The organism is Pseudomonas sp. GWSMS-1, from assembly GCF_049847425.1.
Classification (GTDB): Bacteria; Pseudomonadota; Gammaproteobacteria; order Pseudomonadales; family Pseudomonadaceae; genus Aquipseudomonas.
On record NZ_JBMHHV010000005.1, the window covers coordinates 640,172 to 666,551 of the forward strand.

Consider the following 26,380-nt stretch of genomic DNA (forward strand, 5'->3'; position numbering starts at 1 on the left):
CACCAACGGTGCCGAGGAGACTGCCAGTGCCCAACAACAATAACGGCTATCCCTCTTCCACCCGTGCCTGGGTGACTGTCGCCATCCTGATGGTGGCGTATGTGCTGTCCTTTATCGATCGGCAGATTCTCAACCTGTTGGTGGGCCCGATCCGCCGCGATTTGATGATCAGTGACACGCAGATGAGCCTGCTGATGGGTTTGTCGTTCGCCATGTTCTACACCGTCTGCGGGATTCCACTGGGCCGCCTGGCTGACACCAAAAGCCGTCGCGGGTTGATTGCCATTGGCGTGCTGTTCTGGAGTGCAGCCACCGCTGCCTGCGGCATGGCCAAGCTGTACTGGCAATTTCTGATCTGTCGCATCGGTGTGGGGGTGGGGGAGGCCGCACTGTCGCCTGCGGCCTATTCGCTGATTGCCGACAGCTTCCCGGCCGAGCGCCGCGCCACTGCCATCAGTGTTTATTCGATGGGGGTTTACCTGGGCTCTGGGCTGGCCTTTCTGCTGGGCGGCCTGGTGATCAAGTTCGCTTCGGCGCAGGGCGATGTGGTGCTGCCGGTGCTCGGTGAAGTACGCCCGTGGCAGTTGATCTTTCTGATTCTCGGCGCCGCCGGGGTGCTGTTCACCTTGCTTATGTTGGCGGTCAAGGAGCCTGCGCGGCGTGGTGTTGGTGCAGGGGTAGCGGTGCCGTTGGCGGATGTTGGCCGTTATATCCGCGCCAACCGGCGCACTGTGTTGTGCCATAACTTCGGTTTTGCCGGCCTGGCGTTTGCCGGCTATGGCAGTGCAGCCTGGGTGCCGACGTTTTTTATTCGCACCTATGGCTGGGATGCCGGTCAGGTTGGCATCGTCTACGGCAGCATTGTCGCGGTGTTCGGTTGCTTGGGCATCGTCTTCGGTGGTCGTCTGGCGGACTGGATGGCCAAGCGTGGCAGCAGCGACGCCAACATGCGCGTCGGCCTGTATGCCGCGTTGGGTGCCGTGCCGTGTGTACTGACCTTCCCGCTGATGGACAGCGCGCTGTGGGCCGCGGTGCTGATGGCACCGACGGTGTTCTTTCTGAGCATGCCGTTTGGTGTGGCCCCGGCTGCGATTCAGGAGATCATGCCCAACTCGATGCGCGGTCAGGCTTCGGCGATCTACCTGTTTGTGATCACCCTGATCGGCCTGGGCATCGGCCCGACGGCCGTAGCCTTGGTCACCGACTATGTGTTCGCCGATGACAACGCCCTGCGCTATTCGCTGCTGATTGTTACCGCGTTGGCGGTGTTCAGCTCCATCGTGCTGTTGAGCATGGGCCTTAAACCGTACCGCGAGAGTGTGGTGCGTTTGCAGGGCTGGTCAGCGAGCGCCGCCTAAAACGGCTCAGCAATAAAAAAGCCCCGCAGAAGCGGGGCTTTTTAGTGAGCGCGATTTACAGGTCGGGCTCTTCCAGCACGGTTTTGCTGCGCCAGCCTTCGCCGCCGGGCAGCAGCAGGTTGAGCAGCAGTGCGGTAATGGCGCACAGCGAGATGCCGGACAAGGCGAAGTCGCTGTTACCCATGACCATGCCGCCGATGCCGAACACCAGGGTGATCGAGACGATGATCAGGTTGCGCGCCTCGGACAGGTCGACCTGATGGCGGATCAGGGTGTTCAAACCGACCACCGCGATAGAGCCAAACAGCAGGCAGAGAATGCCGCCCATCACCGGTACGGGAATGCTCTGCAGTGCGGTGCCGAACTTGCCGACAAAGGCCAGGCCGATGGCGAAGCAGGCCGCCCAGGTCATGATCTTCGGGTTGTAGTTCTTAGTCAGCATCACCGCGCCGGTGACTTCCGCATAGGTGGTGTTGGGTGGGCCGCCGAGCAAGCCGGCTGCCGAGGTGGCCAGGCCGTCGCCAAGCAACGTGCGGTGCAGGCCGGGCTTCTTGATGAAGTTTTTCCCGGTGACGCTGCCAATCGCGATGACCCCGCCAATGTGCTCAATGGCGGGCGCCAGAGCGACTGGCACGATATACAGAATCGCCCCCCAGTGCAGCTCTGGGGCGACGAAGGCCGGCAACGCCAGCCAAGGTGCCGCAGCGACTTGGCTGGTGTCGATCACCCCGCAGAAGGCCGCGACCACGCAGCCGACGATAATCCCCGCGAGAATCGGCACCAGGCGCAGCAAGCCACGGCCCATCGCGGCGACCAGCACGGTGGTGATCAGCGCTGACATGGAGATCAGCATGGCGATTTCATACGGAATCAGTTGCGCACTGCCATCACCGGCTTTGCCCATGGCCATATTCACCGCCACAGGCGACAGCGCCAGGCCGATGGAAATGATCACTGGGGCAATGACCACGGGGGGCAGCAGGCGGTCGATAAACCCCGCGCCCCTGATCCGCACAACGGCGCTGAGCAGGATATACACCAAGCCGGAGGCGACGATGCCACCGAGTACGGCCGGTAAACCGAACTCGCCTTTGGCGGCGAGAATCGGCGCGATAAAGGCAAAGCTGGAGGCCAGGAAGACGGGCACCTGGCGACCGGTCACCAGTTGGAACAGCAGGGTGCCAATGCCTGCGGTGAACAGGGCAACGTTAGGGTCCATGCCGGTGATCAGCGGCATCAGCACCAGTGCGCCGAAGGCCACGAACAACATCTGCGCGCCAGAAATGCCCTGGCGCCAGAGTGGGTCGTTGTATTCGTCCTGCATGGTCAGGCGTCCTTCTGCTTGGTGCCGAAGATCTTGTCGCCCGCATCACCGAGGCCAGGAATGATGTAGCCATGCTCGTTCAGGCACTGGTCGATGGACGCGGTATAAATCGTCACGTCCGGGTGCGCATCGTTGACGGCTTTGATGCCTTCCGGTGCTGCGACCAGCACCATGGCGCGGATTTCCTTGCAGCCGGCTTTTTTCAGCAGGTCGATGGTCGCCACCATCGAGCTGCCCGTGGCAAGCATCGGGTCGATGATCATCGCCAGGCGCTCGTCGATTTCCGGCACCAGCTTTTCCAGGTAGGTGTGCGCTTGCAGGGTTTCCTCATTGCGCGCCACGCCCACGGCGCTGACCTTGGCGCCGGGAATCAAGCTGAGCACGCCTTCGAGCATGCCAATGCCGGCGCGCAGGATCGGCACCACGGTGATTTTCTTGCCAGAGATTTTTTCCACCTGCACGGTGCCGCACCAGCCCTCGATCTCGTAGCTCTCCAGGGGCAGATCCTTGGTCGCCTCGTAGGTCAGCAGTGAGCCGACTTCCTGGGCCAGCTCGCGAAAGTTCTTGGTGCTGATATCGGCGCGGCGCATCAGGCCGAGTTTGTGACGGATCAGCGGGTGGCGGATCTCAAGGATGGGCATGGGCAGGGGTCTCCGGCAGGACGGGCAAAATTCGCGCTTAGATTAATGCATTGGCGCTGCCTCGTGCTGCGCCAAGATGGCCTAATGTCGCTAAATAGCGGCTAATGTGTCGATGATTAGCTGTGCTTGCAGGCAATTACCGCAGTTGGTCTGGCCGCACTTGCTCTGTGCGATGCAGATGCGTACCTTTGCCGGCTTTTATTTTGACGCATCGATCAGCTTTTTGGTCTGAACGTCCCCGCTCCCAAGAGGAAACAGCATGTCCGTCGATCTCGCGCATATCCGCCAAGTCATGGCCGAAGCCGATTGTCTGCACAGCAATGCCGAGGTCGAGGTGGCTATCGACGCCATGGCAGCAGTCATCAACAGTGAGATGGCCGACAGCAATCCCGTGGTGTTCTGCGTGATGAACGGCGGCCTGATCTTCTCCGGCAAACTGCTGCCCAAGCTCAACTTCCCGCTGGAGTTGTCCTACCTGCACGCCACCCGCTACCGCAATGAAACCAGCGGCGGTGAGTTGTTCTGGAAGGCCAAACCGGAAATCTCCTTTATCGACCGTGAGGTGCTGATCATCGATGACATCCTCGATGAAGGGCACACCCTCGGTGCCATCATCGATTTCTGCCGTCATGCCGGCGCCAAGAACGTGCGCATCGCTGTGCTGGTAGACAAGGCCCACGACCGTAAGGCCCGCCCTGACCTTAAGGCTGATTACGTCGGTCTGTCCTGCTTGGATCGCTATGTGTTTGGCTACGGCATGGATTACAAAGGCTACTGGCGCAATGCGCCGGGTATCTTCGCGGTCAAGGGCCTCTAAGGCTGATGAGCGGCCCGCGCTTTCTCGACCAAGCACTGTTCAGCGATTTGGCTGAGCAAGCGGCGGCCAGCCCACGGCAGCGCCAGCACCATAACTTTCACCAGATGGAAGAGCCATGCCACCGCATGGCAGTCGGGCTGCAGCCGGATACCTATATCCCGCCGCACCGTCACCTTTCGGCGGACAAGGCCGAGGCGCTGCTGGTGCTGAAAGGGCGCCTGGGCGTGCTGATCTTCACGGATGAGGGCGTGGTGCTGGATAAGCGCGTGTTGGAGGCGGGCGGCAATTGTGTCGGTGTCGACCTGCCGCCTGGGGTGTTTCATGCGCTGGTGGTGCTGGAGGCCGACAGCATTCTGTTTGAATGCAAAGCCGGGCCCTACAAACCGGTGGGTGAGGGCGAGCACGCCAGCTGGGCGCCGCGTGAGGGCGAGCCGGGCGTTGCCGCCTATCAGGCCTGGATGCGCACGCAATTTATCTAGCCCGGATTGCCTCCAACTACACCTTTGTTGATTCCCCATCGGCCTTTGGCGCCAGCCAGCGCAGGGCCTTTTCCCGGGCTTGCAGCAGATCGCGCACGTAGGCCAGCTGGCCCTCAACGCGCACGATTCCTGCGCGGCGTAATTGCAGGCGCACCTGCGGTGTCGGCCCGCTCAGTACCAGGCCTACATGCTGCTCGCGGTAATCGCGCAGTACATTGTCCAGCGCCGCCAGGGCGGTCATGTCCAGCAGCGGCACGGCGCTGATATCGACGATCACCACCTTCACTCCTGGGGTAAAGCGCCTGAGCACGCTCAGGGCTTTCTCCGCGGCGCCGAAGAACAGTGGGCCGCGAATGGCGTAGGCCAATACGTGTTCGGGCAGGTCATTAAGTGCTTGGTGAAAATGCTTGGGCAGCGCTTCGGTATCGGTCAGGTCGCTCATGCGCTTGATAAACAGCCCTGCGGCCAGCAGCAGACCGACGCCCACGGCCAGCACCATGTCGAACAGCACGGTAAGAATCAGGCAGGTCAGCAGTACCAGCACGTCACTGCGCGGGGCGATGCGCAGGGTATGGCGTACATGGCGTGGCTCGCTCATGTTCCACGCCACCACCAGCAGCAAGGCCGCCAGTGCTGCCATAGGCAGGTAGCTGAACAGCGGCGCGAGAAACAGGATAGCGATCAACACCACGCCGGCATGGGCGATGGCGGCCAGCGGCGAGTAAGCCCCTGCGCGCACGTTGGCGGCGCTGCGGGCAATTGCGGCGGTGGCGGTGATGCCGCCGAACAGCGGCGCGACCAGGTTGCCGATGCCCTGGCCGATCAACTCGCCGTTGGGGTCGTGTTTGCTGCCGGTCATACCGTCGGCGACCACTGCGCAGAGCAGCGACTCGATGGCTCCAAGCATGGCGATGGCAAAGGCCGGGGCCAGCAGTTGACGGAATAATTCGAAGCTCACCGTCAGCGGCTGGCCATCGGCGCCGGGCAACTGCCAGGGCCAGACAAAACTCGGTAGAAACGGCGGAATGCCAGGGTGTTGGATGCCATTGAGGCTGTAGCTGAAGCGTTCGCCAAGGGTTGCCACGGGAATCTGCAGGCTTTCCAGCAACAATCCGAGCAATGCGCCGACAGTCAGCGCCACCAGATGCCCGGGTATTTTTGGCACCCAGCGTGTCCAGGTCAGCAATACCGCCAGGCACACCAGCGCCACCAGGCAGTCACCCAGTTGCAGGCTGGGCAGGGCATGCAGCAGGCCGTTGAGCTGTTCGATGTAGTTGTGCGGCTCGCTGGTCAGGCGCAGGCCGAGCAGATCCTTGATCTGCAGGGTGGCGATGACGATGCCTATACCAGCGGTAAAACCCAGCGTGACCGGGTAGGGGATAAATTCGATCAAGCGTCCGGCGCGCATCAGCCCCAGAGCAATCAGGATCACTCCGGCCATCAGGGTGCACAGCAGCAGGCCGCCGAGGCCGAATTGCTGGGTGATCGGCAGCAGAATCACCACAAAAGCGGCGGTCGGCCCGGAAACGTTAAAGCGTGAGCCGCCAAACAGGGCGGTCAGCGTGCCGGCCACCAGCACCGTATACAGGCCGTGCTGCGGCGCCACCCCGACGGCAATCGCCAGGGCCATGGCCAGCGGAATGGCGATGATGCCGACGGTTACGCCGGCGCTCAGGTCGCTGCGCAGGTTTTTCCAGCTGTAGCCGGCGCGCAAGGTCTGGCGCCAGGCAGAGAACAGCGGCGGTAAGGGCAGCGACATAGTGACTCCCTAGAGTCTGTTCTCGTTTGGTTCAGGAGGCTGGGCGCAGTATAGGAGCCGAGCACGGCGTGCTGTGTTGACCTAAGTCGGCTATTGCCCGGGCGTGGCGCGTGTTAGACAAGGCGGCTGAGTTGCATGCGTTGAGCCGTTGCCCGCCCCAGGGGTACACTGCCGGCCCCGTGTGGCCTGGTTAGCTGGAGTGAGTGATGCGTAAAGACAAGAAACAGGTGATTGGCGAAGAGATTGGTGACGAGCCGATCAAGCTGTTCCTCAGTGTGGAACCGGCTGATGCCACGCCTCCGTCGCTGCACAAGCTGGTCAAGGCTTACCGCGGCCTGCGTATTGATGACTTCGAGCGGTTTGTTGGGTTCTTCGTTGAGTCGGGCTACGACCTGAATGCCAAAGACGCCCAAGGCAATGACTTTATCGCGCTGATCCAAGATCAACGCTTTGCCGAACCCTATGTTGAAGTGGTCAAAGCCGCCCGCGGCTGAGAACCAGCTCAACGTCTGCTGCGCGTCGGCCCTGCTGCGTTAAAAGCAGGCTCTAGCTCGCGAGACGTTGAACAGGTTCCGCATCCCCCCATTGAGCCGCGCATGTTCGCGGCTCAATCGTTTCTAAAACCCGCGCTGCTTCTTGCCGATAATCACGCAAATCAATAGTGCTGGGCGGGGCGAGACGACCGGTCATATTCTTGCCGGCATGAACGCCAGCATCCGACTCGACAAGCGTGACCTGATCCTCGCCAAAGGCGCCGAGGTGATGACCCGACGTGGTTATCACGGCGCAGGCGTACAGGAGATCGTCCAGGCGGCGGGCGTGCCCAAAGGCTCCTTCTACCACTACTTCGCCAGCAAGGAAGACTTTGCCCTGCAAGCCTTGCAGCAGGTCTATCAGCCGCGCCTGGCGCGTTATGCCGAAGCCCTGAGTAATCCTGCATTGAGCCCGCGTGAGCGCATCCTCGGTTATTACGCCGAGCTGGTGGAGCACTTCGCCCGCCAAGAGCGCCTGGAATACCACTGTTTTATCGGCAGCCTGAGCTTTGAGATGGCCGAGCTTTCGCCGACGCTGGGCCTGCAGGTCGATGCGATTCTGCAGACGTCGGCAGACACCTTGCAGCGCTGCCTTGAGCAGGCGCAGGCGGCCGGCGAACTGCCTGCCCATGAGGATTGCCGCAACCTGGCGAGCTTTATCGCCAATGCCTGGCAAGGCGCTTTGACCCGTCTCAAAGTGGCGAACAACACCCAAGCACTCAACGACTTTATCCAGCGTCTGCAGCTGTTGCTGCGGGCCTGATTTTTAAAACACCTTGAACTAGACGACCGGTCACTTGGCCGGCCAGAGGAATACTGATGAGCGATCCCGTTAAAGCGTTGTTCCAACCCTTTACCCTGGGCAACCTGGAGCTGCCGACCCGTGTGGTTATGGCGCCGATGACCCGTTCCTTCTCCCCGGGCGGCGTACCCAACAGCAAAGTGATCGAGTACTACCGCCGCCGCGCTGCTGCGGGCGTTGGCCTGATCGTCACCGAAGGCACCACGGTTGGTCACAAGGCTGCCAACGGTTACCCGAACGTGCCGCGCTTCTACGGTGAAGACGCCCTGGCCGGCTGGAAGAAGGTGGTTGAGGCGGTGCACGCCGAAGGCGGCAAGATCGTTCCACAGCTATGGCACGTGGGTAATGTGCGCAAGCTGGGCACCGAGCCGGACGCCAGCGTGCCAGGCTATGGCCCGAGCGAAAAAATTAAAGACGGCACCGTCGTGGTTCACGGCATGACCCAGGACGACATCAATGAAGTGATCGCCGCGTTCGCCCAAGCCGCCAAGGATGCCCAAAGCATTGGTATGGACGGCGTCGAAATTCACGGTGCGCACGGTTATCTGGTTGACCAGTTCTTCTGGGAAGGTACCAACAAGCGCACCGACCAATACGGTGGCGACCTGGCCCAGCGCTCGCGCTTCGCCATTGAACTGATCCAGGCCGTACGCGCCGCCGTGGGCCCGGACTACCCAATCATCTTCCGTTTCTCGCAGTGGAAGCAGCAGGATTACAGCGCACGTCTGGTGCAGACCCCGGAAGAGCTGGGGGCTTTCCTCAAGCCGCTGTCTGACGCCGGCGTGGATATTTTCCACTGTTCGACTCGTCGTTTCTGGGAGCCGGAGTTCGAAGGGTCTGACCTCAACCTGGCCGGTTGGACGCGCCAGCTCACCGGCAAGCCAACCATAACCGTCGGCAGCGTCGGCCTGGATGGCGAGTTCCTCCAGTTTATGGTCAACACCGACAAGGTGGCCCAGCCGGCCAGCCTGGAAAACCTGCTGGAGCGTTTGAACAAGCAGGAATTCGATCTGGTGGCCGTGGGCCGTGCGCTGCTGGTCGATCCAGACTGGGCGGTGAAGGTGCGTGATGGTCGCGAGCAGGACATTCTGCCGTTTAGCCGTGAAGCGCTGATGAGTCTGGTCTAACCTTCGCTGTTTTCGTGTGCGTCGCAAAACGGCGCAACACGCCTCAGGCCCCGGCACATCGGGGCTTTTTTTCGCCTGCGAAAAGCGGCGGCGCTGACACCTTTTCGCGGCGCGGGCAGGTCGTCTGGCATTTACTACTATTGGCCTTGGTCTGTTTTAACCACAAGGACTCTCCATGAAGCGTTTTGCCACGGTTCTCTTCAGTGTTGTGCTGCTGACGTTAATTGCACTGACCGCTGCGGTTGCCTGGAGCTGGGCACCGGATCGCGCGGTGGCTGACCTCAAACCACGTTGGGCCTTGCCTCCATCACAGTTCATGGCCATCGACGGCATGCTGGTACACCTGCGTGACCAAGGCCCGCGCGATGATGCTGCACCCATTGTGCTGCTGCATGGCACCTCGGCCAGCCTGCACACCTGGGAGGGGTGGGTGGCGGCGTTGCAGGACAAACGCCGGGTTATCAGCCTGGACCTACCCGGCTTTGGTTTGACCGGGCCTTTCCCTGATAACGATTACCGGATTGAGCATTACAGTCAGTTCCTTGCCCATGTGCTGGACCAGTTGCAGGTGCCGCGTGCGGTGCTGGCGGGCAACAGCTTTGGCGGCCAACTGGCTTGGCAGTTTGCCCTCGATTACCCGCAGCGGGTTGAGCGTCTGGTGTTGGTGGATGCCGCCGGTTATCCACGCAATGCCACCTCCGTGCCCATTGCTTTTCGTCTGGCGCAGATCCCCGCGCTGGCGCCCTTGATGGCCAATCTGCTGCCCCGGCCGGTGATTGAAGCCAGTGTGCGCAACGTTTATGGCGACCCGAATAAAGTCACGGATGCGCTGATTGATCGCTATTACGAATTGGCCTTACGCGCCGGTAATCGCGGCGCTCTGCGTCAGCGCTTTATTCAGGCCGAAGGCGGGCGCAATTACAGCCGTATTGCCGAGATCAACACGCCAACACTGATTATCTGGGGCGGCCGTGATGAGTTGATTCCAGTGGTCAACGCTGAGCGCTTTAAGCGCGATATCAAAGGCAGCCGCTTGGTGCTGTTCGATGAGCTGGGGCACGTGCCCCAAGAAGAGGACCCTGTACGCACCGCGAAGGTGCTGATGGGCTTTCTTGAGCGCTAGCGAATAAGGTTAAGAGACCTAATGCTTGCCTTAAAGCGCTGATATTAATAAGGAAATTACCGTCGCCAGGCCGCTGGCGTGCTTTGTGCTATCGCTGTTAGCACCAGTTGGCTTTGGCCAATCATGGTCTAGGCTCTCGGCATAACAATTATTCGGCAGGTAGCGCAATGCCCACGCCAATCAGGCTGTTTGTGCACGCAGTAGAAGCGATCAATCGAGTCGTTGGGCGTTTTGCCATGTACCTGATTTTCGCCATTCTCGGTGTGCTGCTGTACTCCTCAATCAGCAAGACCTTCTTTATGCCGGCCGCCTGGACGTTGGAGTCCGCGCAATTTCTGATGGTTGCCTACTTCCTGCTTGGTGGCGCCTATTCCATGCAGCTCGATGCCCATGTGCGCATGGACCTGTTCTACAGCCGCTGGTCGCCGCGTGCTCGCGCAGTGATGGATGCGATCACCATCGGCTTTCTGATTTTCTACCTGGTGTTCCTGCTCTACGGCGGTATTTCCTCGACCCAATACGCCTTGGAGTACAGCGAAACCAGTTACTCCGCCTGGTCGCCACCGATGGCCCCGATCAAGATCATCATGTGCATCGGCATCGCTCTGATGCTGCTGCAGGCTATCGCCACCCTGTTCAAGGACATCGCCGCCGCGCGGGGGAACCGCTGTAATGGATTACGAGCTGATAGCCCTGCTGATGTTCTCCTCGATGATGTTGCTGCTGCTCACCGGTAAGCGCGTGTTTGGCGCGATTGGTTTTGTCGCGGTGGTTGCCGCTTTGCTGCTGTGGGGCGATGGCGGTTCGGAAATGGCTTTTAGCGCCGCCATGAAACTGATGAAGTGGTACCCGCTGCTGACCCTGCCGCTGTTCGTGTTTATGGGCTATATGCTCTCCGAGTCGGGGCTGGCCGAAGACCTCTACAAGATGTTCCATGTGTGGATGGGCCCGCTCAATGGCGGTTTGGCGGTAGGCACCATCGGCTTGATGGTGGCGATCTCGGCGATGAATGGCTTGAGCGTGGCCGGCATGGCCATCGGCGCCAGCATTGCTTTGCCCGAGCTGCTGCGTCGTGGTTACGACAAGATCATGGTCACCGGAGTGATTCAGGCCGGCAGCTCGCTGGGCATTCTGATTCCGCCCAGTGTGGTGCTGGTGCTGTACGGCATGATCGCCCGTCAGCCGGTGGGCCAACTGTGGCTGGCGGGCGTGTTCCCGGGGCTGCTGATGGCGGGCTTGTTTGTCCTTTACATCACCATTCGTTGCCGTTTACAGCCCGAGCTGGGGCCGGCGTTGTCCGAAGCAGAGCGTGGGCAGATCAGTCGGCGCGAAAAACTCCTACTGCTCAAGGCCGGCATCGCGCCGCTGTTTATCTTTTTCTGCATGACTGGGCTATTTCTAATGGGGGTCACCAGTCTGGTGGAAAGTTCGGCAGTGGGCGCTGCCGCAGCAACCTTCACCGCCTTGGTCAAGGGCCGCCTAACCCGCAGCGTGATGGAAGAAACCCTACGCAAGACCCTTGGCATCAGCTGCATGTTTATGTGGATCATCCTCGCTGCGCTGTGCTTCGGCGCGGTGTTCGATGGCCTGGGGGCGGTCAAGGCGATTGAGGCGTTTTTCCTTGATAGCCTGGGTTTGGGGCCTTGGCAGGTGCTGATTCTGATGCAGCTGTCGTTCGTCATCATGGGCATGTTCCTTGATGACACCGCCATGCTGGTGATCGTCGCCCCTCTCTATATTCCCTTGGTCGGGGCGCTGGGTTTTGACCTGGTCTGGTACGGCGTGCTTTACACCATCACCTGCCAAATCGCCTACATGACTCCGCCGTTCGGCTACAACTTATTCCTAATGCGCGCCATGGCACCGCCTGAGGTTTCGTTGCGCGATATCTACGTGTCCGTCACGCCTTTTGTTCTGATCATGGTGCTGGCGCTGGTGCTGGTTATGGTCTTCCCGCAAATCGCCCTGTGGTTGCCGCAGTGGCATTACGCCCGTTGAGCCCATGAATTTCAGGAGTCGGTCAGCGCAGTTGTACCTATAGAAGCCTCTGAGGATTGCCGTGACGTGCACGGGTAGTGATGCCGTACGCAATCCTCAAGGGCTTTGTGCAAACGCCGGGTACAGGTTGCCCCTCTGAAAACGCTGCCCGGCCCATGAGGGCAAGCAGTGCGGTTGTATGCCATCTGAATCGACAATTGTGGAGATAACAGCATGAGTACGAGACGCAGTTTTCTGAAAACCGCCGCGGTGGCCACCGGGGCAGCGGGGGCAACGGCACTGGGCTCCTCGCATATTTATGCGGCGGAACCGAAGAAAATCATCTGGCGCCTGCAAACCTACGCCGGCCCCGCGTTGGGTGAGCATGTGATCAAGCCGTCCATCGATGCCTTTAACAAGGCCGCCAATGGCGAGATGGAAATTCAGCTGTATTACGCCGACCAGCTGGTGCCCACCGGCGAGCTGTTCCGCGCCATGCAGAAGGGCACCATCGATGCGGTGCAGAGCGATGACGACTCCATTGCTGCACCGGTGGATATTTCGGTATTCGGTGGTTATTTCCCGTTTGCCACGCGTTACAGCCTGGATGTACCGGTACTGTTCGAAAAATATGGCCTCAACGAAATCTGGGAAGAAGCCTACGGGGAGGTTAAAGGCGTGACCTGGCTTGGAGCGGGCGCCTGGGATCCGTGCCATTTCGCCACCGTAGAGCCGATTACCAAGCTCGAACACCTCAAGGGTAAGCGCATCTTTACCTTCCCCACGGCCGGCAAGTTTCTTTCTCGTTTCGGCGTGATACCGGTCACCTTGCCTTGGGAAGATGTTGAAGTGGCCATGCAGACTGGCGAGCTGGACGGTATTGCCTGGTCCGGCATCACCGAGGACTACACCGTCGGCTGGGCCAACGTGACCAAGTACTTCCTAACCAACAACATTTCCGGCGCCTGGTGCGGTTCCTACTTCGCCAACTCAGATCGCTGGGCTGAGGTGCCCGAGCACCTGAAAACCCTGTTCAAACTGTGCATGGACAGCTCCAACTACTACCGCCAGCACTGGTACTGGGGCGGTGAGGCGCAGCTACGGGTCGAGGGTGGCAAGCTGGAGCTGACTTCAATTCCCGCTGAGGAGTGGGCGACAGTGGAAGCCGAGGCGCTGAAGTTCTGGGACGAAATCGCCAAAACCAGCCCACGCTGCGCTCGGGTGGTGGAGATCTTCAAGAAGTACAACGCCCTCATGGCCAAGGCCGGCGCACCGTATCGTTGATTGCGTCTATCCGTCTGCAAGCTACGCCCGCGCCGCAAGGAGCGGGCGTTTTGTTGTGTACAGGGCGCTGCGCTCTTGCCAGCGCTGTAGCGGCAGCCGCTTGCTGTAGATATTTCCCATAGCTGCCTGCCAACTCGACAATCCTGTACCACACTGATGTGGCTTTTGCCGGCTGTTCTAACAGGCGTTGGGTGGTAGTCGTAGCGCATTGTGCGGTTGTTTGGGGGTGCGCTTGAGGCTCTGTTGTTGCCTGTAGGACTGACACCGGATGGTCAGCCATAACAACAAGAAACAGGTGCATTTATGCTCAATCCGCGAGATGTAAAAACCGCCGATGATGCCAGGCGCATTATCGAAGAGCGTGGCCTCAGTCATATCAAGGTTGGGGTGTTTGATAACGATGGGGTGATGCGCGGTAAATACCTCAGCCGCAGTAAGTTCTTTTCTGCCCTCGACAGCGGCTTTGCCTTCTGCGATGTGGTGCTTGGCTGGGACGTGAAAGACCAGCTCTACGACAACGTGCAGTACACCGGCTGGCACACCGGCTACCCGGATGCGCCGGTGCGGGTGTTGCCGCATACCTGCCGTGAATTACCGTTTGAAAACGGCATGCTGCTGTTTATCTGCGAGTTTGCCGAGGCAGCGGAAAAGGTCTGCCCGCGCGGCACCTTGCGCCGTGTGGTGGAGCGCTGCAAAACCATGGGCTTTGATGCCTTTGCAGCGCTGGAATATGAATTCTTCATGTTCGATGAAACCCCTGAGTCAGCCCGTGCCAAGGGCTTTCGTGATCTCAAGCCCTTTACCCCGGACTGGTTCGGCTACTCGATGATCCGCAACTCGGTGCATGCCGAGCTGTATCACGAAATTCTTGAAATGGCCGAACGCATGGACTTTCCCATCGAAGGCCTGCACACCGAAACCGGCCCCGGCGTGCTGGAAGCAGCTATTGCCTATGACCGCGCCGCAGATGCGGCGGACAAAGGTGCGCTGTTCAAAACCTTTATGAAGGTGCTGGCCCAGCGAAACGGCCTGATGGCCACCTTTATGGCCAAGTGGTCAGGCAAGTACCCGGGGCAGAGTGGGCATATTCATGTGTCCCTGCGCGACCTTGCCAGCGGCAAGTCGGCGTTTTACGACCCCAGCCAGGCGCACAACATGAGCAAGATTCAGCGCCACTTTCTTGCCGGGCAGCAGCGTTTGATGCCGGAGTTTCTCTGCATGGTGGCGCCCACATTGAACAGCTATCGGCGAATGATTCCAGGTTTTTGGGCACCCACGGACGCCACCTGGGGCGTGGAAAATCGTACCGCTGCATTGCGGGTGATTCCCGGCACTGACAAATCTCAGCGGCAGGAGTATCGCTTGGGTGCTGCTGACGGGAATCCTTATCTAGCCCTCTCGGTTGCGCTTGGCTCAGGTTTATATGGCGTGATGCAGGAGTGGGAACCGACTGAGCCTGTGGTGGGCAATGCCTATGCCATGAAACACCCGGAAGAGCTGGCCCTGCCGCGCACGCTTTGGGATGCCGCGCAGCGCTTAAAGGGCTCAGCAGCGGCTCGCGAGCTGTTTGGCGATGAGTTCGTTGAGCACTTTGCCGCCAGCCGCGAGTGGGAAGAGCGCGAGTACCGTCGGCATGTCAGCGATTGGGAGCTGGATCGCTACTTCGAAATTATCTAGGCCGCAGACCTCAACTGATTCGCTACGGAGTTTTTCAATGAGCAAGTTGAAGTGCATTTCACCCATCGATGGCTCGGTGTATGTCGAGCGCCATCTGGCGTCCAATCCCGAGATCCAGGCGGCGTTAGTCAAGGCCGAATTGGCGCAGGTGGCCTGGAAAAACAACCCGCTGGCCGAGCGCATCGCCATCGGCCGCAAGGCGATTGCCGCGTTCGCCGCTAAGGAAACTCAGCTGGCCGAAGAGCTGTGCTGGATGATGGGGCGGCCGATTCGTTATGCCGCCGGCGAGGTGCGCGGCTTTGTTGAGCGCGCCAGCTATATGGCGGATATCGCCGAACAGGCGCTGGCGGATATCAAAGTGCCGGAAAACCCGGCTTCATCCGCTTTATTCGTCGTGAACCACTGGGTGTGGCGCTGGTGATCGCCCCCTGGAATTACCCCTATCTGACTGCCGTGAACGCGGTGATGCCGGCGCTGTTGGCAGGTAATGCGGTGTTGCTCAAACACTCGGCGCAAACACCGCTGTGCAGCGAGCGAATGGTTGAAGCATTTATTGAGGCCGGCTTGCCGGAGGGGGTGTTCCAGTACCTGCACCTCAGCCACGGCGAAACCGAGGCGCTAATCCAGGCGCCGACCATCGCCCACGTCGCTTTTACCGGTTCGGTGCCGGGTGGCGCCATGGTCGAGCGTGTGGCGGTGGGGCGCTTTCTTAGTATTGGCCTGGAATTAGGCGGTAAAGATCCGGCCTATGTGCGTGCCGATGCCGACTTGGCCCATACGGTGGAAACCACTATTGATGGGGCCTTCTTCAACTCCGGGCAATCCTGCTGCGGTATTGAGCGCATTTATGTGCACGAGTCGCTCTACGATGCTTTTGTTGAGCAGGCGGTAGCGCTGGTCAAGCAATACAAGCTGGGCCGCTCCGATGATCCGGACACCACTCTCGGTCCACTGGTACGTGCCGAGGCAGCGGATTTCGTCCGTGGGCAGATTCACGACGCGATCGAGCAGGGCGCCACCGCGCATCTGGTGCCGGCCGACTTTGCCTTGGATCATCCAGGCTCCCAATACCTCGCGCCGCAGGTGCTGACCAACGTGAATCACGGTATGCGGGTGATGACCGAGGAATCTTTCGGGCCGGTAATTGGCATCCAGAAAGTCAAGGATGACGAAGAAGCCCTGGCGCTGATGAACGACAGCGAGTTTGGTCTTACCGCCGCGATTTTCAGTCGTGACGTGGATGCCGCCATGGCTCTGGCTGATCGGGTAGAGGCAGGCACGGTGTTCCTTAACCGCTGCGATTATCTCGACCCGGCGCTGGCCTGGACCGGGGTGAAAAACTCCGGGCGTGGTTGCACCTTATCCAGTGTGGGTTTCGAGCATGTCACCCGGCCGAAATCCTTCCACTTCAAAACTCAGTTGTGAGGCGCGCCATGGACCTGAATCACTACCGCATGAACTGGAATTACCCGACTTCGGTGCGTGTCGGTGTCGGCCGTATCAGCGAATTGCCTGCGGCTTGCCGGCAACTGGGCATGAGCGCGCCGTTGCTGGTCACTGACCCTGGCCTGGCTGCCTTGCCGATGATCGACCGCGCGCTGTTGCACTGCCGTGATGATGGCCTCAAGGCTGGGTTGTTTAGCGGCATCAAGGGCAACCCCACTGGGCAGAACGTGATGGATGGGGTCGCCGCATTTAAAGCCGGCGGGCATGACGGTGTTATCGCCTTTGGCGGTGGCTCGGCGCTGGATGCGGGCAAGGCCATCGCCCTGATGGTCGGACAGAATCGGCCGCTGTGGGATTTCGAGGACATCGGCGACAACTGCGAGCGCGTCAATGTCGCTGGCATGGCGCCGGTGGTGGCGGTGCCAACCACGGCCGGCACCGGTTCGGAGGTCGGTCGCGCCTCGGTGATCACCGATGATGCGGTGCATATCAAACGCATCATCTTTCACGCACGCATGCTGCCAGCCTTGGTGATTCTTGATCCGGAGCTAACACTTGGCTTGCCGGCTAAAATTACCGCCGCCACTGGGATGGACGCGCTCTCGCACAACCTGGAAGCCTTTTGCTCTCCGCTGTTTCACCCCATGGCCGAAGGTATCGCCCTGGAAGGCATGCGTCTGGTGCAGCAGTACCTACCGCGTGCCGTGGCGCAAGGTACGGATGTTGAGGCGCGTCTGCAGATGCTGGTGGCGTCGAGCATGGGCGCGACGGCTTTTCAGCGCGGCTTGGGGGCTATGCATGCCCTGGCCCATCCGCTCGGCGCGCTCTACGACGCGCACCACGGGCTGCTCAATGCGGTGCTGATGCCTTATGTGTTGGTGGCTAACCGCGAGCGTATCGAACCGCAGATGGAGAAAATGGCGCGCTACCTGAATCTGCCTAAGCCTGGCTTCAACGCTGTACTGGAGTGGGTGCTGGCGCTGCGTGAACAGGTCGGTATCCCGCACAGCCTGGGCGAGATCGGTATTGATGACACGCGCATCGAGCTGGTAGGGCAGATGGCCGAGGTCGATCCATCCGCCGGCACCAACCCGATTGCCTTTACGGATGCGCAATACAGCCAGCTGTTCGAAAAAGCCCTGCGCGGTACGCTTTAGAGAGGCGGTTAGTGCGATTAAGCGACCTCTCGTAGGGTGGGTTAGGCGCGTGCTGCCGATAGAGCTGATCCAGCAAGGTCCGCCGCGCCGTAACCCACCACCGGCGCAACCTGGTATATCGCCTGGTGGGTTACGCGGCGCGCCACTATAGCTGTGCCTAATTGCTCTGCGCTTTGCACCGCGAACCCACCCTACGCTGTTCGCTGGTTTGCCCAATCGCAGGCTGTGACTAACGCAGCCCGTAGCCTGGATGCAATCCAGGGCGGATTTATGAGGGATGGACTTCACCGGATTCCATCCGGGCTACGAGGCTAGGTGCCCAGCACCTCGCTGCGCTGTTGCGAACAGATACATGACCCGCCGGTTCTTCGCTTGCGCTGCCCGCGCGTGACTCCTTATAGTCCGCCGGCACTTTAGCGCCCGGCTTGCGTCAGCAGCGGCTGCAAGCAGGGCCTGTTACCGCAATGGTGAGAGGCCATGATCGAAATAAAAAACCTAACCAAGTGTTTTGCGCAACATACAGCCGTGGATGACCTGTCCTTCAGTGTCCAGCCCGGCGAAGTCCTCGGTTTTCTCGGCCCCAACGGCGCCGGTAAATCCACCACCATGAAGATGCTCACCGGCTTTCTCGCGCCGACGTCCGGCAGCGCCAGCATCCTCGGTTTCGATATCCAGAAAGACACCCTCAAAGCGCAGCAGCAGATCGGCTATCTGCCCGAAGGCGCGCCGTGCTACGGCGATATGACGGTGCGCAGCTTCCTCGAATTTATTGCCGAGGTGCGCGGCTTCAAGGGTGTTGAAAAGCGCGAGCGGGTCGCCAAGGCAGTGGCTCAGGTCGAACTTGAGGCGGTGTTGGAGCAGAGCATCGAAACCCTGTCCAAGGGTTTTAAACGTCGCGTCGGCCTGGCCCAGGCGATTCTGCATGACCCTAAGGTGCTGATCCTCGATGAGCCCACCGATGGCCTCGACCCGAATCAGAAACATCAGGTGCGCAAGCTGATCCAGAGCTTGGCCCACGACAAAATCGTGATTATTTCCACCCACATCCTCGAAGAAGTTTCCGCTGTGTGCACCCGCGCGGTGGTCATCGCTCACGGCAAGTTGCTGGCTGATGGCACGCCGCTGGAGCTGGAAAGCCGCTCGCGCTACCACCAGGCGGTCACCTTGGTCGCCGAAGAAGCGCTGGATCAGGCCGCGCTGGCGGCACTGCCGGGCGTTGCCGGGGTGGAAGAGAACGCCCTGGAGCACAGCCTGAGCATTCTCGCCAAGCCAGGGGAGGTGATCTTCGCGCAGGTTAATGCGCTGATCGCCGAGCGTGGCTGGAAGGTGCGTGAGTTGAATGTCGAACGCGGTCGGCTGGACGAAGTATTCCGCAGCCTGACCCGTGGGGAGGTGGTATGAGTCAGTTATCGGTGATCTTCAAGCGCGAGCTGGCGAGCTACTTCGCCACGCCGCTGGCCTACGTGTTTATTCTGATTTTCCTGGTGCTGTCCGGGTATTTACCTTTTACGTAGGTGGCTTCTTCGAGAGCGGCCAGGCCAACTTGTCGCCGTTCTTCAATTTCCATCCGTGGCTCTACCTGTTTCTGGTGCCGGCGATTGCCATGCGCCTGTGGGCCGAGGAGCGCAAGAGCGGCACCATCGAGCTGCTGATGACCCTGCCAATTACCCGTTTCGACGCGGTTACCGGCAAGTTCCTTGCCGCCTGGGTGTTCGCCGGTTTGGCGCTGCTGCTGACCTTCCCAATGATCATCACCGTCAACTACCTCGGTGAGCCGGATAACGGCGCGATCATCACTGGCTATACCGGCAGTTGGTTGCTGGCGGGGCTTATCTGGCGATTGGCTCGTGCATGTCGGCGCTGGCGAAGAACCAGGTGATTGCCTTCATTCTGTCGGTCAGCGTGTGTTTTCTGTTTATTGTCAGCGGTTTTCCCATGGTGCTCGACGGGTTTAGCGCCTGGGCACCGCAGTGGGTGATTGATGCGGTGGCCTCTTTGAGCTTCCTGAGCCGTTTCGATGCGATCAGCAAGGGCGTGATTGATATTCGTGACCTGCTGTACTTCCTCACCCTGATTGCTGCCTGGTTGGCGGCGACCGCGGTGGTAATCGACTTGAAGAAAGCAGATTGAGGACACCCATGAAAAAGCTGATGGTTTCCAGCGCCGGGCTTGTACTCATTGCCCTGGCGTTTCTCGCGTTTAACCTGTTCTCCAGTTTTAGCCTCAGCGGCCTGCGCCTGGATTTGACTGAGCAGAAGCTCTACACCCTCTCAAGCGGTACTGAGCAGATTCTGGCCGAGCTGGACGAGCCGGTGGAACTGAACTTCTTCTACTCCGACACCGCGACCAAGGACCTGCCGGCCCTGCGCACCTACGCCAAGCGCGTTGAGGAAATGCTCAAGGCTTACCAGCGTGAGGCCGGTGACAAGCTAAAACTGAAGATCATCGACCCCGCACCGTTCTCCGAGGACGAAGACAAAGCCGCCGAATTCGGCCTGCAGGGCATTCCGCTGCAGCAGGGTGGCGACTCGATCTACTTCGGTCTTGCTGGCAAGAATGCCGAAGGTCTGACTCAGGTGATCCCGTTTTTTGCTCTGGATCAGGAGGAGTTCCTCGAATACGAACTCAGCCGCCTGGTGCAAAGCCTGGCTAAGCCCGAGCGTCCGGTGGTTGGTGTGCTGTCTGGCCTGCAGGTCAACGGCGGCTTCGATATGGCCGCGCGTCAGCCAACGCCAGCCTGGATGCTGATCGAGGAGATTCGTCAGCTGTTCCAGATCGAAAGTCTCAAACGTGACGTTGATTTGATCCCGGAAAAGGTCTCCGTGCTGCTGCTGATCCATCCCAAGCAGCTGTCTGAGCAAACGCTGTATGCCATCGACCAGTTCGTCCTGCGCGGCGGCAAACTGCTGACCTTTGTTGACCCGTTCAGCGAGGCCGATACTCAAGCCGAGATGCCTGGTGAGATGGTGGTCGACAAGGCCTCTGATCTTCCAGAGTTGTTCAAGGCCTGGGGCCTGCGTATGGTGCCGGATCAAGTGCTCGGTGATGGCTCCTATGCCATGTCAGTTGGCATGGGCCAGGGGCAACGTCCGGTTCGCCATGCGGCCTGGCTGAGTCTGCCGAAGAATGCGTTGGACAAGGACGACATCAGCACCGCCTCGCTGGAAACTATGACGGTGGCCACTGCTGGCATCCTGGAACCGCTGGAAGGCGCGAAAACCACCTTCACTCCGCTGATTCGCAGCTCGCAGTACGCCATGCCGTTTGATGCCAAGCGCTTCGGCATGCTGAGCAATCCCGAAGAGCTGATTCGCGAACTGCAACCCACCGGCGAGCGCTACACCCTGGCCGCGCGTATCAGTGGTCCGGCGCAGTCGGCCTTCCCTGATGGCATTGAGGGGCAGAAGGATGGCCTCAAACAGGCCGACACTATCAACGTGATCGTCGTCGCTGACACCGACATGCTTACCGACCGCATGTGGGTGCAGGTGCAGGACTTCTTCGGCCAGCGCATCCCGCAGCCGTGGGCGGATAACGCCGGTTTTGCGATCAACGCCCTGGATAACCTGGCTGGCTCCGAAGCGCTGATCAGCGTGCGTTCGCGCGGTCGCTTCACCCGGCCGTTCGAGGTGGTGGATGCCATCCAGCGTGAGGCCGAGGTCAAGTTCCGCGAGAAGGAGCAGGCCCTGCAGGCGCAGTTGGCGGATACCGAGCAAAAGCTGGCGCAGCTGCAGCAGAGCGATGATCCGAGCAAAGTCATGGAGCTAACGCCCGAGCAGCAGGCGGCGGTGCAGCAGTTTGTGCAGCAGAAGTTGGCCATCCGTAAGGAACTGCGCAACGTGCGCTACCAGTTGAATGCCGATATTGAGGCGTTGGGCAGCACGCTCAAGTTCCTCAATATCGCCCTGGTGCCGTTGCTGCTGACTTTGGGCGTGTTGGCGCTGTGGTTGTGGCGTCGGCGCAAGCACGGCTGATTTTTTCTGCACCTACAAAGGGCCGCTTAATACGGCCCTTTGTTTTATTGGCTGTTTGCGAATGAAGGATGTGGTAGGGGCTTTCGGCCGCTCTACCTCCAGCATCCCTGCAGTCATAGCCGCGACAAATGTGATTAAAAATTCGCCGCTAAAGCGCCTCCTACGGTATCGCCGTTGACGAATCCTTTGTAGGAGCGGGCTTGCCTGCGATCAAGGCCACAAAGCATCGCGGCCAAGGCCGCTCCTACAGGTCGTGCGGCGCACGCCAAAAACCGCAACTCGCGGCATAATGCCCCGCGCCATTGCTGCGCCAAGCGGATCGCCGTGACCGATCTAAGCAGTCCTGTTTCCCCTGTTTTGAGGATTATTAGATGCCTACCATCGTTGTCAAAATATTCGAAGGCCGTTCTGACGAGATCAAGCGCGAGTACGCCAAAGCCCTGACCGACGCCTCGACTAAGGTACTCGGCTGCGATGCCGGTGCGGTCGATGTGATCTTCGAGGACATAAAGAAAAGCGATTGGGCCACCGGCGGCGTGCTCTGGTCTGAGCGCGACTAGCTGATCTCAGCCTCGTCTTAGGCTAGAGCTGAACGCAGCGCTACCCATGCTGCTCTGTTGCGATGATGGGTTACGCCGCTACGCGGCTAACCCATCCTACGGATCGACCCAACACCCTCGGTCGTTTTCTTGCGGCCAAAAATGCGACAATCGCTGCCCACATGCACTTCCCCTTGACCCCACCCCGCGATTACCCGATGACCGATGCCACGCCCGCCGTTGACCAACTGCTGAAAAATCTCGACCAGACTCTGCTCGGCGATCGTCATCGCCTGCGCCGGCAGTTGCATGAGCTGCGCAAGCAGAGCCCGGTGGATGAGGCCAAGCTGGCGCAGTGGCTGCAGCGTTTCGAGGCGTCTCGCGCCAAGGTCGAGGCGCGTCGCCTGAGCGTGCCGCCGATGCGTTACGACGATGCACTGCCGATTGCCGCCAAGCGCGACGAGATCAAGGCGGCTATCACTGCAAATCAGGTGGTGGTGATCGCCGGTGAGACTGGATCGGGCAAGACCACTCAGTTGCCGAAAATCTGTTTGGAACTGGGTCGTGGTGTGCATGGTTTGATCGGCCACACCCAGCCGCGTCGCCTGGCAGCACGCAGCGTGGCCACGCGGGTGGCGGAAGAAATCGGTACGCCATTGGGCGAGCTGGTCGGTTATCAGGTGCGCTTCGAGGATCAAAGCAACGAGCGCAGCCTTATCAAGCTGATGACCGACGGCATTTTGCTGGCCGAGACCCAGCACGACCGCTACCTGGAAAAGTACGACACGATCATCGTCGACGAAGCCCACGAACGCAGCCTGAATATCGACTTCCTACTGGGCTTTCTGAAAACCCTGCTGGTGCGCCGGCCTGATCTCAAACTGATCATCACCTCGGCGACCATCGACCTGCAGCGCTTCTCCGAGCACTTCGGCGGCGCGCCGATTGTCGAGGTGTCTGGCCGCACCTTCCCGGTAGACACCTGGTATCGGCCGCTGGCTGCTGAGCAGGACGAGGAGGGCAACCGGGTCGAAGAAGACCTTTCGGTTGATCAGGCCATTCTCGCCACCCTCGATGAAATCAGCGCTTTCGAGAAAGCGGAAGGCAAGCGCCCCGGCGATGTGCTGGTGTTCCTGCCCGGTGAACGCGAGATTCGCGATGCCGCTGAGGTGCTGCGCAAAGCCAACCTGCGCATGACCGAAGTGCTGCCGCTGTATGCGCGCCTAACCCCAGCCGAGCAGCAGAAGATTTTCGCGCCCATGGGTGCACGCAAGATCGTCCTGGCCACCAACGTCGCGGAAACCTCGCTGACCGTGCCGGGCATTCGCTATGTAATCGACAGCGGTACGGCGCGCATCAGTCGCTACAGCTACCGCGCCAAGGTGCAGCGCCTACCGATTGAGGCCATCAGCCAGGCCAGTGCCAATCAGCGTAAAGGCCGTTGCGGGCGGGTTGAGCCGGGTATCTGTATTCGTCTGTTCAGTGAAGAGGATTTCATCGGCCGGCCGGCCTTTACCGATCCGGAGATTCTGCGCACCAACCTGGCGGCGGTAATTCTGCAGATGCTGCATCTGCGCTTGGGTGAGATCGAGGCGTTCCCCTTTATCGAGCCGCCGGATGGCAAAGCCATCAGCGACGGCTTCAACCTGTTGCAGGAACTCTCGGCGGTTAATCGCGAAGGCCAGCTCACACCGCTGGGACGTCAGTTAGCGCGCTTGCCGGTGGACCCGCGTTTGGGTCGCATGGTGCTGGAAGGCGCCAAGCAGGGCAGCCTGGAAGAAATCCTGATCATCGCCAGTGCGCTGTCGGTGCAGGATGTGCGCGAGCGTCCGTCCGATCGTCAGCAGGCCGCTGACCAGGCCCATGCGCAGTGGAAGGATGTTGACTCCGACTTTGCCGCGCTGATCAATGTGTGGCGTGGTTTTGAGGAACAGCGCCAGGCGCTGGGCTCAAGCGCGCTGCGCAGCTGGTGCCGGAAGAACTTCCTCAACTATTTACGTCTGCGTGAATGGCGCGACTCCCACCGTCAGTTGGTGCTGATTACCCGTGACTTGCAGCTGGCTAAACCGTCGAGCGACTCGTCTAAGGGCGACCCGCGTGCTAAAGAGCAGGCGCCGACTAGTCAAGACCGCCAGAATGCCGGACCACGGAATGCCGGAGCGCAGCTCTCGGCGGCGCATAAGGAAAAAGAACTGGCCGAGAAAGACCAGGCCGCCCAGCGCAGCAAAAGCTACGCCGCCGTGCACAAGGCGATTCTCGCCGGCTTGCTCAGCCAAATCGGCCAGAAAACCGAAGATGGCGACTACCTCGGCGCCCGCCAGCGGCGCTTCTGGGTGCATCCGTCCTCGGTCATCGGTCGTAAGAAGCCAGCGTGGCTGATGGCCGCCGAGCTGGTGGAAACCACCAAGCTGTTTGCGCGCATGGTGGCCAAAATCGAACCGGACTGGATCGAGCCGCTGGCTACGCACCTGATCAAGAAGAATCACCTGGAACCGCACTGGGAGAAGAAGCGCGGCCAGGTGGTGGCCTATGAGCAGATCAGTCTCTACGGCCTGATTGTGGTGGGTCGCCGTGCGGTGCATTTCGGCCCGATTGACCCCGTGGTGTCGCGCGAGTTGTTTATTCGCGAAGGGCTGGTCGGCGGTGAAATCAACTCCCGCGCCAAGTGCCTGACTGCCAACCGGCAGCTGCTGGAAAAACTCGACGAGCTGGAAGCCAAGGCGCGCCGTCGTGACATCCTCGCCGATGAGGAAACGCTTTACGCCTATTACGAGGCGCGTCTGCCGGCCAACATCTACCAGACCGCGACCTTCGACAGTTGGTACAAAAGCGAAAGCGCGAAAAATCCGCAGCTGCTGATCATGCGCGAAGAGGATGTGCTCGCCCGTGACGCCAAGGAAGTCACTGCCGCGCAGTACCCGGATACCTTGCGCCTAGGCGAGCTGACGCTGCCGCTGACCTACCACTTCGAGCCTAATCACCCGCGCGACGGCGTAACCCTGCGCGTACCCGCGCCGTTGCTGCCGCAATTGCCGCCCGAGCGCTTGGAGTGGTTGGTGCCGGGCCTGCTGGAGGCCAAGTGCATGGCCCTGGTACGCGGCCTGCCCAAGGCGCTGCGTAAGAACTTTGTCCCGGTGCCGGACTTTGTCGGCGCGGCGCTGAGCAAAATCAGTTTTGCTGATGGCAGCCTGCCTGAAGCCCTGGGCCGTGAGTTGACGCGCATGACCGGCACGCGGGTCAGTGACGAGGCCTGGGCCGAGTCGGCGGCGCAACTGGAAGGCCATCTGCGGATGAATATCGAGGTGGTCGACAATCAGGGCAAACCCCTGGGTGAAGGCCGCGATGTGGCCGAGCTCACTGCGCGCTTCAGTGCAGCGACGCAGGCTGGTCTGGCCTTGCCGAAAACCGCCAAGAGCGAGCAGCCGGTGGAGGCCAAAGCCTTTAGCGAAGTGGCCGCCAAGACCCAGCAGCAGGTCGCTGGCCTGTCCATGACGGTTTACCCGGCACTGGTGGAAGAGGCCGGTGTGGTGAAGGAAGGGCGCTTCCCGACCTTGGCCGAAGCGGAGTTTCAGCATCGCCGTGCCTTGCAACGTCTGCTGCTGCAGCAACTGGCTGAGCCAGCCAAATTTCTGCGTGGCAAGCTGCCGGGCCTGACCGAGCTGGCGCTGCTCTACCGCGACATGGGCCGCATCGATGCCCTGGTCGAAGACATTCTGTTGGCCAGCCTCGACAGTTGCATTCTCGAAGGCAGCGAACCCTTGCCGCGTGATGGGGCTGGCCTGGCAGCGCTGGCCGAGCGCAAGCGTGGCGACTGGGCCAGCCATGCTGAGCGGCTGGCCAAGCTGACCCTGGAGATCCTCAAACTCTGGCACGGCCTGCAGAAACGCTTCAAAGGCAAAATAGACTTGGCCCAGGCCATGGCGCTTAACGATATCAAGCTGCAGCTAAGCAACTTGGTGTATCCCGGCTTTGTCCGCGAAACCCCGGCGCAGTGGCTCAAGGAAGTGCCGCGTTACCTCAAAGCTATCGAGCAGCGCCTGGACAAGATCGCTGGCCAAGTGCAACGCGACCGCGTGTGGAGTGGCGAGCTGGCAGGCTACTGGGAGCAGTACCAGGCGCGGCTGGCCAAGCACAGCCAGGAAGGCAAGCGCGACCCGCAGCTGGTGCTGTATCGCTGGTTGCTGGAGGAGTACCGCGTGTCGCTGTTTGCCCAGCAACTGGGTACCAAGTTGCCGGTATCCGACAAGCGCCTGAGCAAGCAATGGAGCAGCGTCGAGGGCTAAGTGATCAACGTGGATAATCGGTGGGTTTGCTTGGGCTCGGTAGAAGGCTGCTAGACTCTGGCGACCCTATCGAGCCCTGC

The 26,380-nt window shown here is 60.4% G+C and carries 19 protein-coding genes and 2 pseudogenes; 18 read left to right on the forward strand and 3 right to left on the reverse strand.

Translation table 11 applies throughout. From position 1 onward, the window contains the following. Positions 1-26 precede the first annotated feature (26 nt). The gene (locus ACEPAJ_RS06380) at positions 27-1,358 is read left to right on the forward strand and encodes a spinster family MFS transporter (protein WP_425914179.1); all 1,332 of its coding nucleotides are present in this window, start codon (positions 27-29) and stop codon (positions 1,356-1,358) included. 55 nt (positions 1,359-1,413) lie between these two features. Here ACEPAJ_RS06380 and ACEPAJ_RS06385 read toward each other — a convergent pair whose 3' ends face one another. Both ACEPAJ_RS06385 and upp read right to left on the reverse strand, forming a co-directional pair. Beyond that, positions 1,414-2,682 carry a uracil-xanthine permease family protein gene (locus ACEPAJ_RS06385; protein WP_425914180.1) on the reverse strand — a complete coding sequence of 423 codons (1,269 nt, stop codon included), beginning with the start codon at positions 2,680-2,682 and terminating at the stop codon, positions 1,414-1,416. Positions 2,683-2,684: 2 nt separating this feature from the next. Then, positions 2,685-3,323: a uracil phosphoribosyltransferase gene (gene upp, locus ACEPAJ_RS06390; RefSeq protein ID WP_425914181.1), complete on the reverse strand. Its 639-nt coding sequence runs from the start codon at positions 3,321-3,323 to the stop codon at positions 2,685-2,687. A 259-nt stretch (positions 3,324-3,582) separates the two neighbouring features. On the opposite strand from upp, the gene ACEPAJ_RS06395 reads away from it, so the two are divergent. Then, complete coding sequence (locus ACEPAJ_RS06395) at positions 3,583-4,140, forward strand: hypoxanthine-guanine phosphoribosyltransferase (protein WP_425914182.1); 558 nt, start codon at positions 3,583-3,585, stop codon at positions 4,138-4,140. 5 nt (positions 4,141-4,145) lie between these two features. Beyond that, positions 4,146-4,619: a WbuC family cupin fold metalloprotein gene (locus tag ACEPAJ_RS06400; protein ID WP_425914183.1), complete on the forward strand. Its 474-nt coding sequence runs from the start codon at positions 4,146-4,148 to the stop codon at positions 4,617-4,619. 16 nt (positions 4,620-4,635) lie between these two features. Here ACEPAJ_RS06400 and dauA read toward each other — a convergent pair whose 3' ends face one another. Further along, positions 4,636-6,378, reverse strand: coding sequence for a C4-dicarboxylic acid transporter DauA (gene dauA / locus ACEPAJ_RS06405; RefSeq protein WP_425914184.1), 1,743 nt, complete (start codon positions 6,376-6,378; stop codon positions 4,636-4,638). 206 nt (positions 6,379-6,584) lie between these two features. Here dauA and ACEPAJ_RS06410 point away from each other — a divergent pair, with 206 nt between their 5' ends. From ACEPAJ_RS06410 to hrpA, 15 genes and pseudogenes are all read left to right on the forward strand, one after another. Beyond that, complete coding sequence (locus tag ACEPAJ_RS06410; protein WP_425914185.1) at positions 6,585-6,872, forward strand: PA4642 family protein; 288 nt, start codon at positions 6,585-6,587, stop codon at positions 6,870-6,872. Between the two features lie 208 nt (positions 6,873-7,080). Further along, entirely contained in the window at positions 7,081-7,674 is a 594-nt protein-coding gene (locus ACEPAJ_RS06415) for a TetR/AcrR family transcriptional regulator (protein WP_425914186.1), read from the forward strand. A gap of 56 nt (positions 7,675-7,730) precedes the next feature. Then, complete coding sequence (locus ACEPAJ_RS06420) at positions 7,731-8,840, forward strand: NADH:flavin oxidoreductase (protein WP_425914187.1); 1,110 nt, start codon at positions 7,731-7,733, stop codon at positions 8,838-8,840. A gap of 175 nt (positions 8,841-9,015) precedes the next feature. Next, positions 9,016-9,963, forward strand: coding sequence for an alpha/beta fold hydrolase (locus ACEPAJ_RS06425; RefSeq protein ID WP_425914188.1), 948 nt, complete (start codon positions 9,016-9,018; stop codon positions 9,961-9,963). 236 nt (positions 9,964-10,199) lie between these two features. After that, a complete protein-coding gene (locus ACEPAJ_RS06430) occupies positions 10,200-10,700 on the forward strand; it encodes a TRAP transporter small permease subunit (protein WP_425917954.1) in 501 nt (166 codons plus the stop codon). Beyond that, positions 10,636-11,961 carry a TRAP transporter large permease gene (locus tag ACEPAJ_RS06435; protein WP_425914189.1) on the forward strand — a complete coding sequence of 442 codons (1,326 nt, stop codon included), beginning with the start codon at positions 10,636-10,638 and terminating at the stop codon, positions 11,959-11,961. Before ACEPAJ_RS06430 ends, ACEPAJ_RS06435 begins: the two co-directional genes overlap by 65 nt. Positions 11,962-12,174: 213 nt before the next feature. Further along, on the forward strand, positions 12,175-13,224 hold the full coding sequence (locus ACEPAJ_RS06440) for a TRAP transporter substrate-binding protein (protein WP_425914190.1): 1,050 nt from the start codon (positions 12,175-12,177) through the stop codon (positions 13,222-13,224). 303 nt (positions 13,225-13,527) lie between these two features. Continuing rightward, complete coding sequence (locus ACEPAJ_RS06445) at positions 13,528-14,901, forward strand: glutamine synthetase family protein (RefSeq protein WP_425914191.1); 1,374 nt, start codon at positions 13,528-13,530, stop codon at positions 14,899-14,901. A 37-nt stretch (positions 14,902-14,938) separates the two neighbouring features. Then, a pseudogene (locus tag ACEPAJ_RS06450) lies at positions 14,939-16,326 on the forward strand (aldehyde dehydrogenase family protein). Between the two features lie 8 nt (positions 16,327-16,334). Then, on the forward strand, positions 16,335-17,504 hold the full coding sequence (locus ACEPAJ_RS06455) for an iron-containing alcohol dehydrogenase (RefSeq protein WP_425914192.1): 1,170 nt from the start codon (positions 16,335-16,337) through the stop codon (positions 17,502-17,504). Positions 17,505-17,981: 477 nt separating this feature from the next. Continuing rightward, positions 17,982-18,905: an ABC transporter ATP-binding protein gene (locus tag ACEPAJ_RS06460; protein ID WP_425914193.1), complete on the forward strand. Its 924-nt coding sequence runs from the start codon at positions 17,982-17,984 to the stop codon at positions 18,903-18,905. Beyond that, positions 18,902-19,634 (forward strand): annotated as a pseudogene (locus ACEPAJ_RS06465) (ABC transporter permease subunit). Before ACEPAJ_RS06460 ends, ACEPAJ_RS06465 begins: the two are co-directional and overlap by 4 nt. A gap of 8 nt (positions 19,635-19,642) precedes the next feature. Then, a complete protein-coding gene (locus ACEPAJ_RS06470; protein ID WP_425914194.1) occupies positions 19,643-21,478 on the forward strand; it encodes a GldG family protein in 1,836 nt (611 codons plus the stop codon). A gap of 371 nt (positions 21,479-21,849) precedes the next feature. After that, positions 21,850-22,038: a 4-oxalocrotonate tautomerase gene (locus ACEPAJ_RS06475; protein WP_425914195.1), complete on the forward strand. Its 189-nt coding sequence runs from the start codon at positions 21,850-21,852 to the stop codon at positions 22,036-22,038. A 197-nt stretch (positions 22,039-22,235) separates the two neighbouring features. Further along, positions 22,236-26,300, forward strand: coding sequence for an ATP-dependent RNA helicase HrpA (gene hrpA / locus ACEPAJ_RS06480; RefSeq protein WP_425917956.1), 4,065 nt, complete (start codon positions 22,236-22,238; stop codon positions 26,298-26,300). The last annotated feature ends 80 nt before the right edge of the window (positions 26,301-26,380 follow it).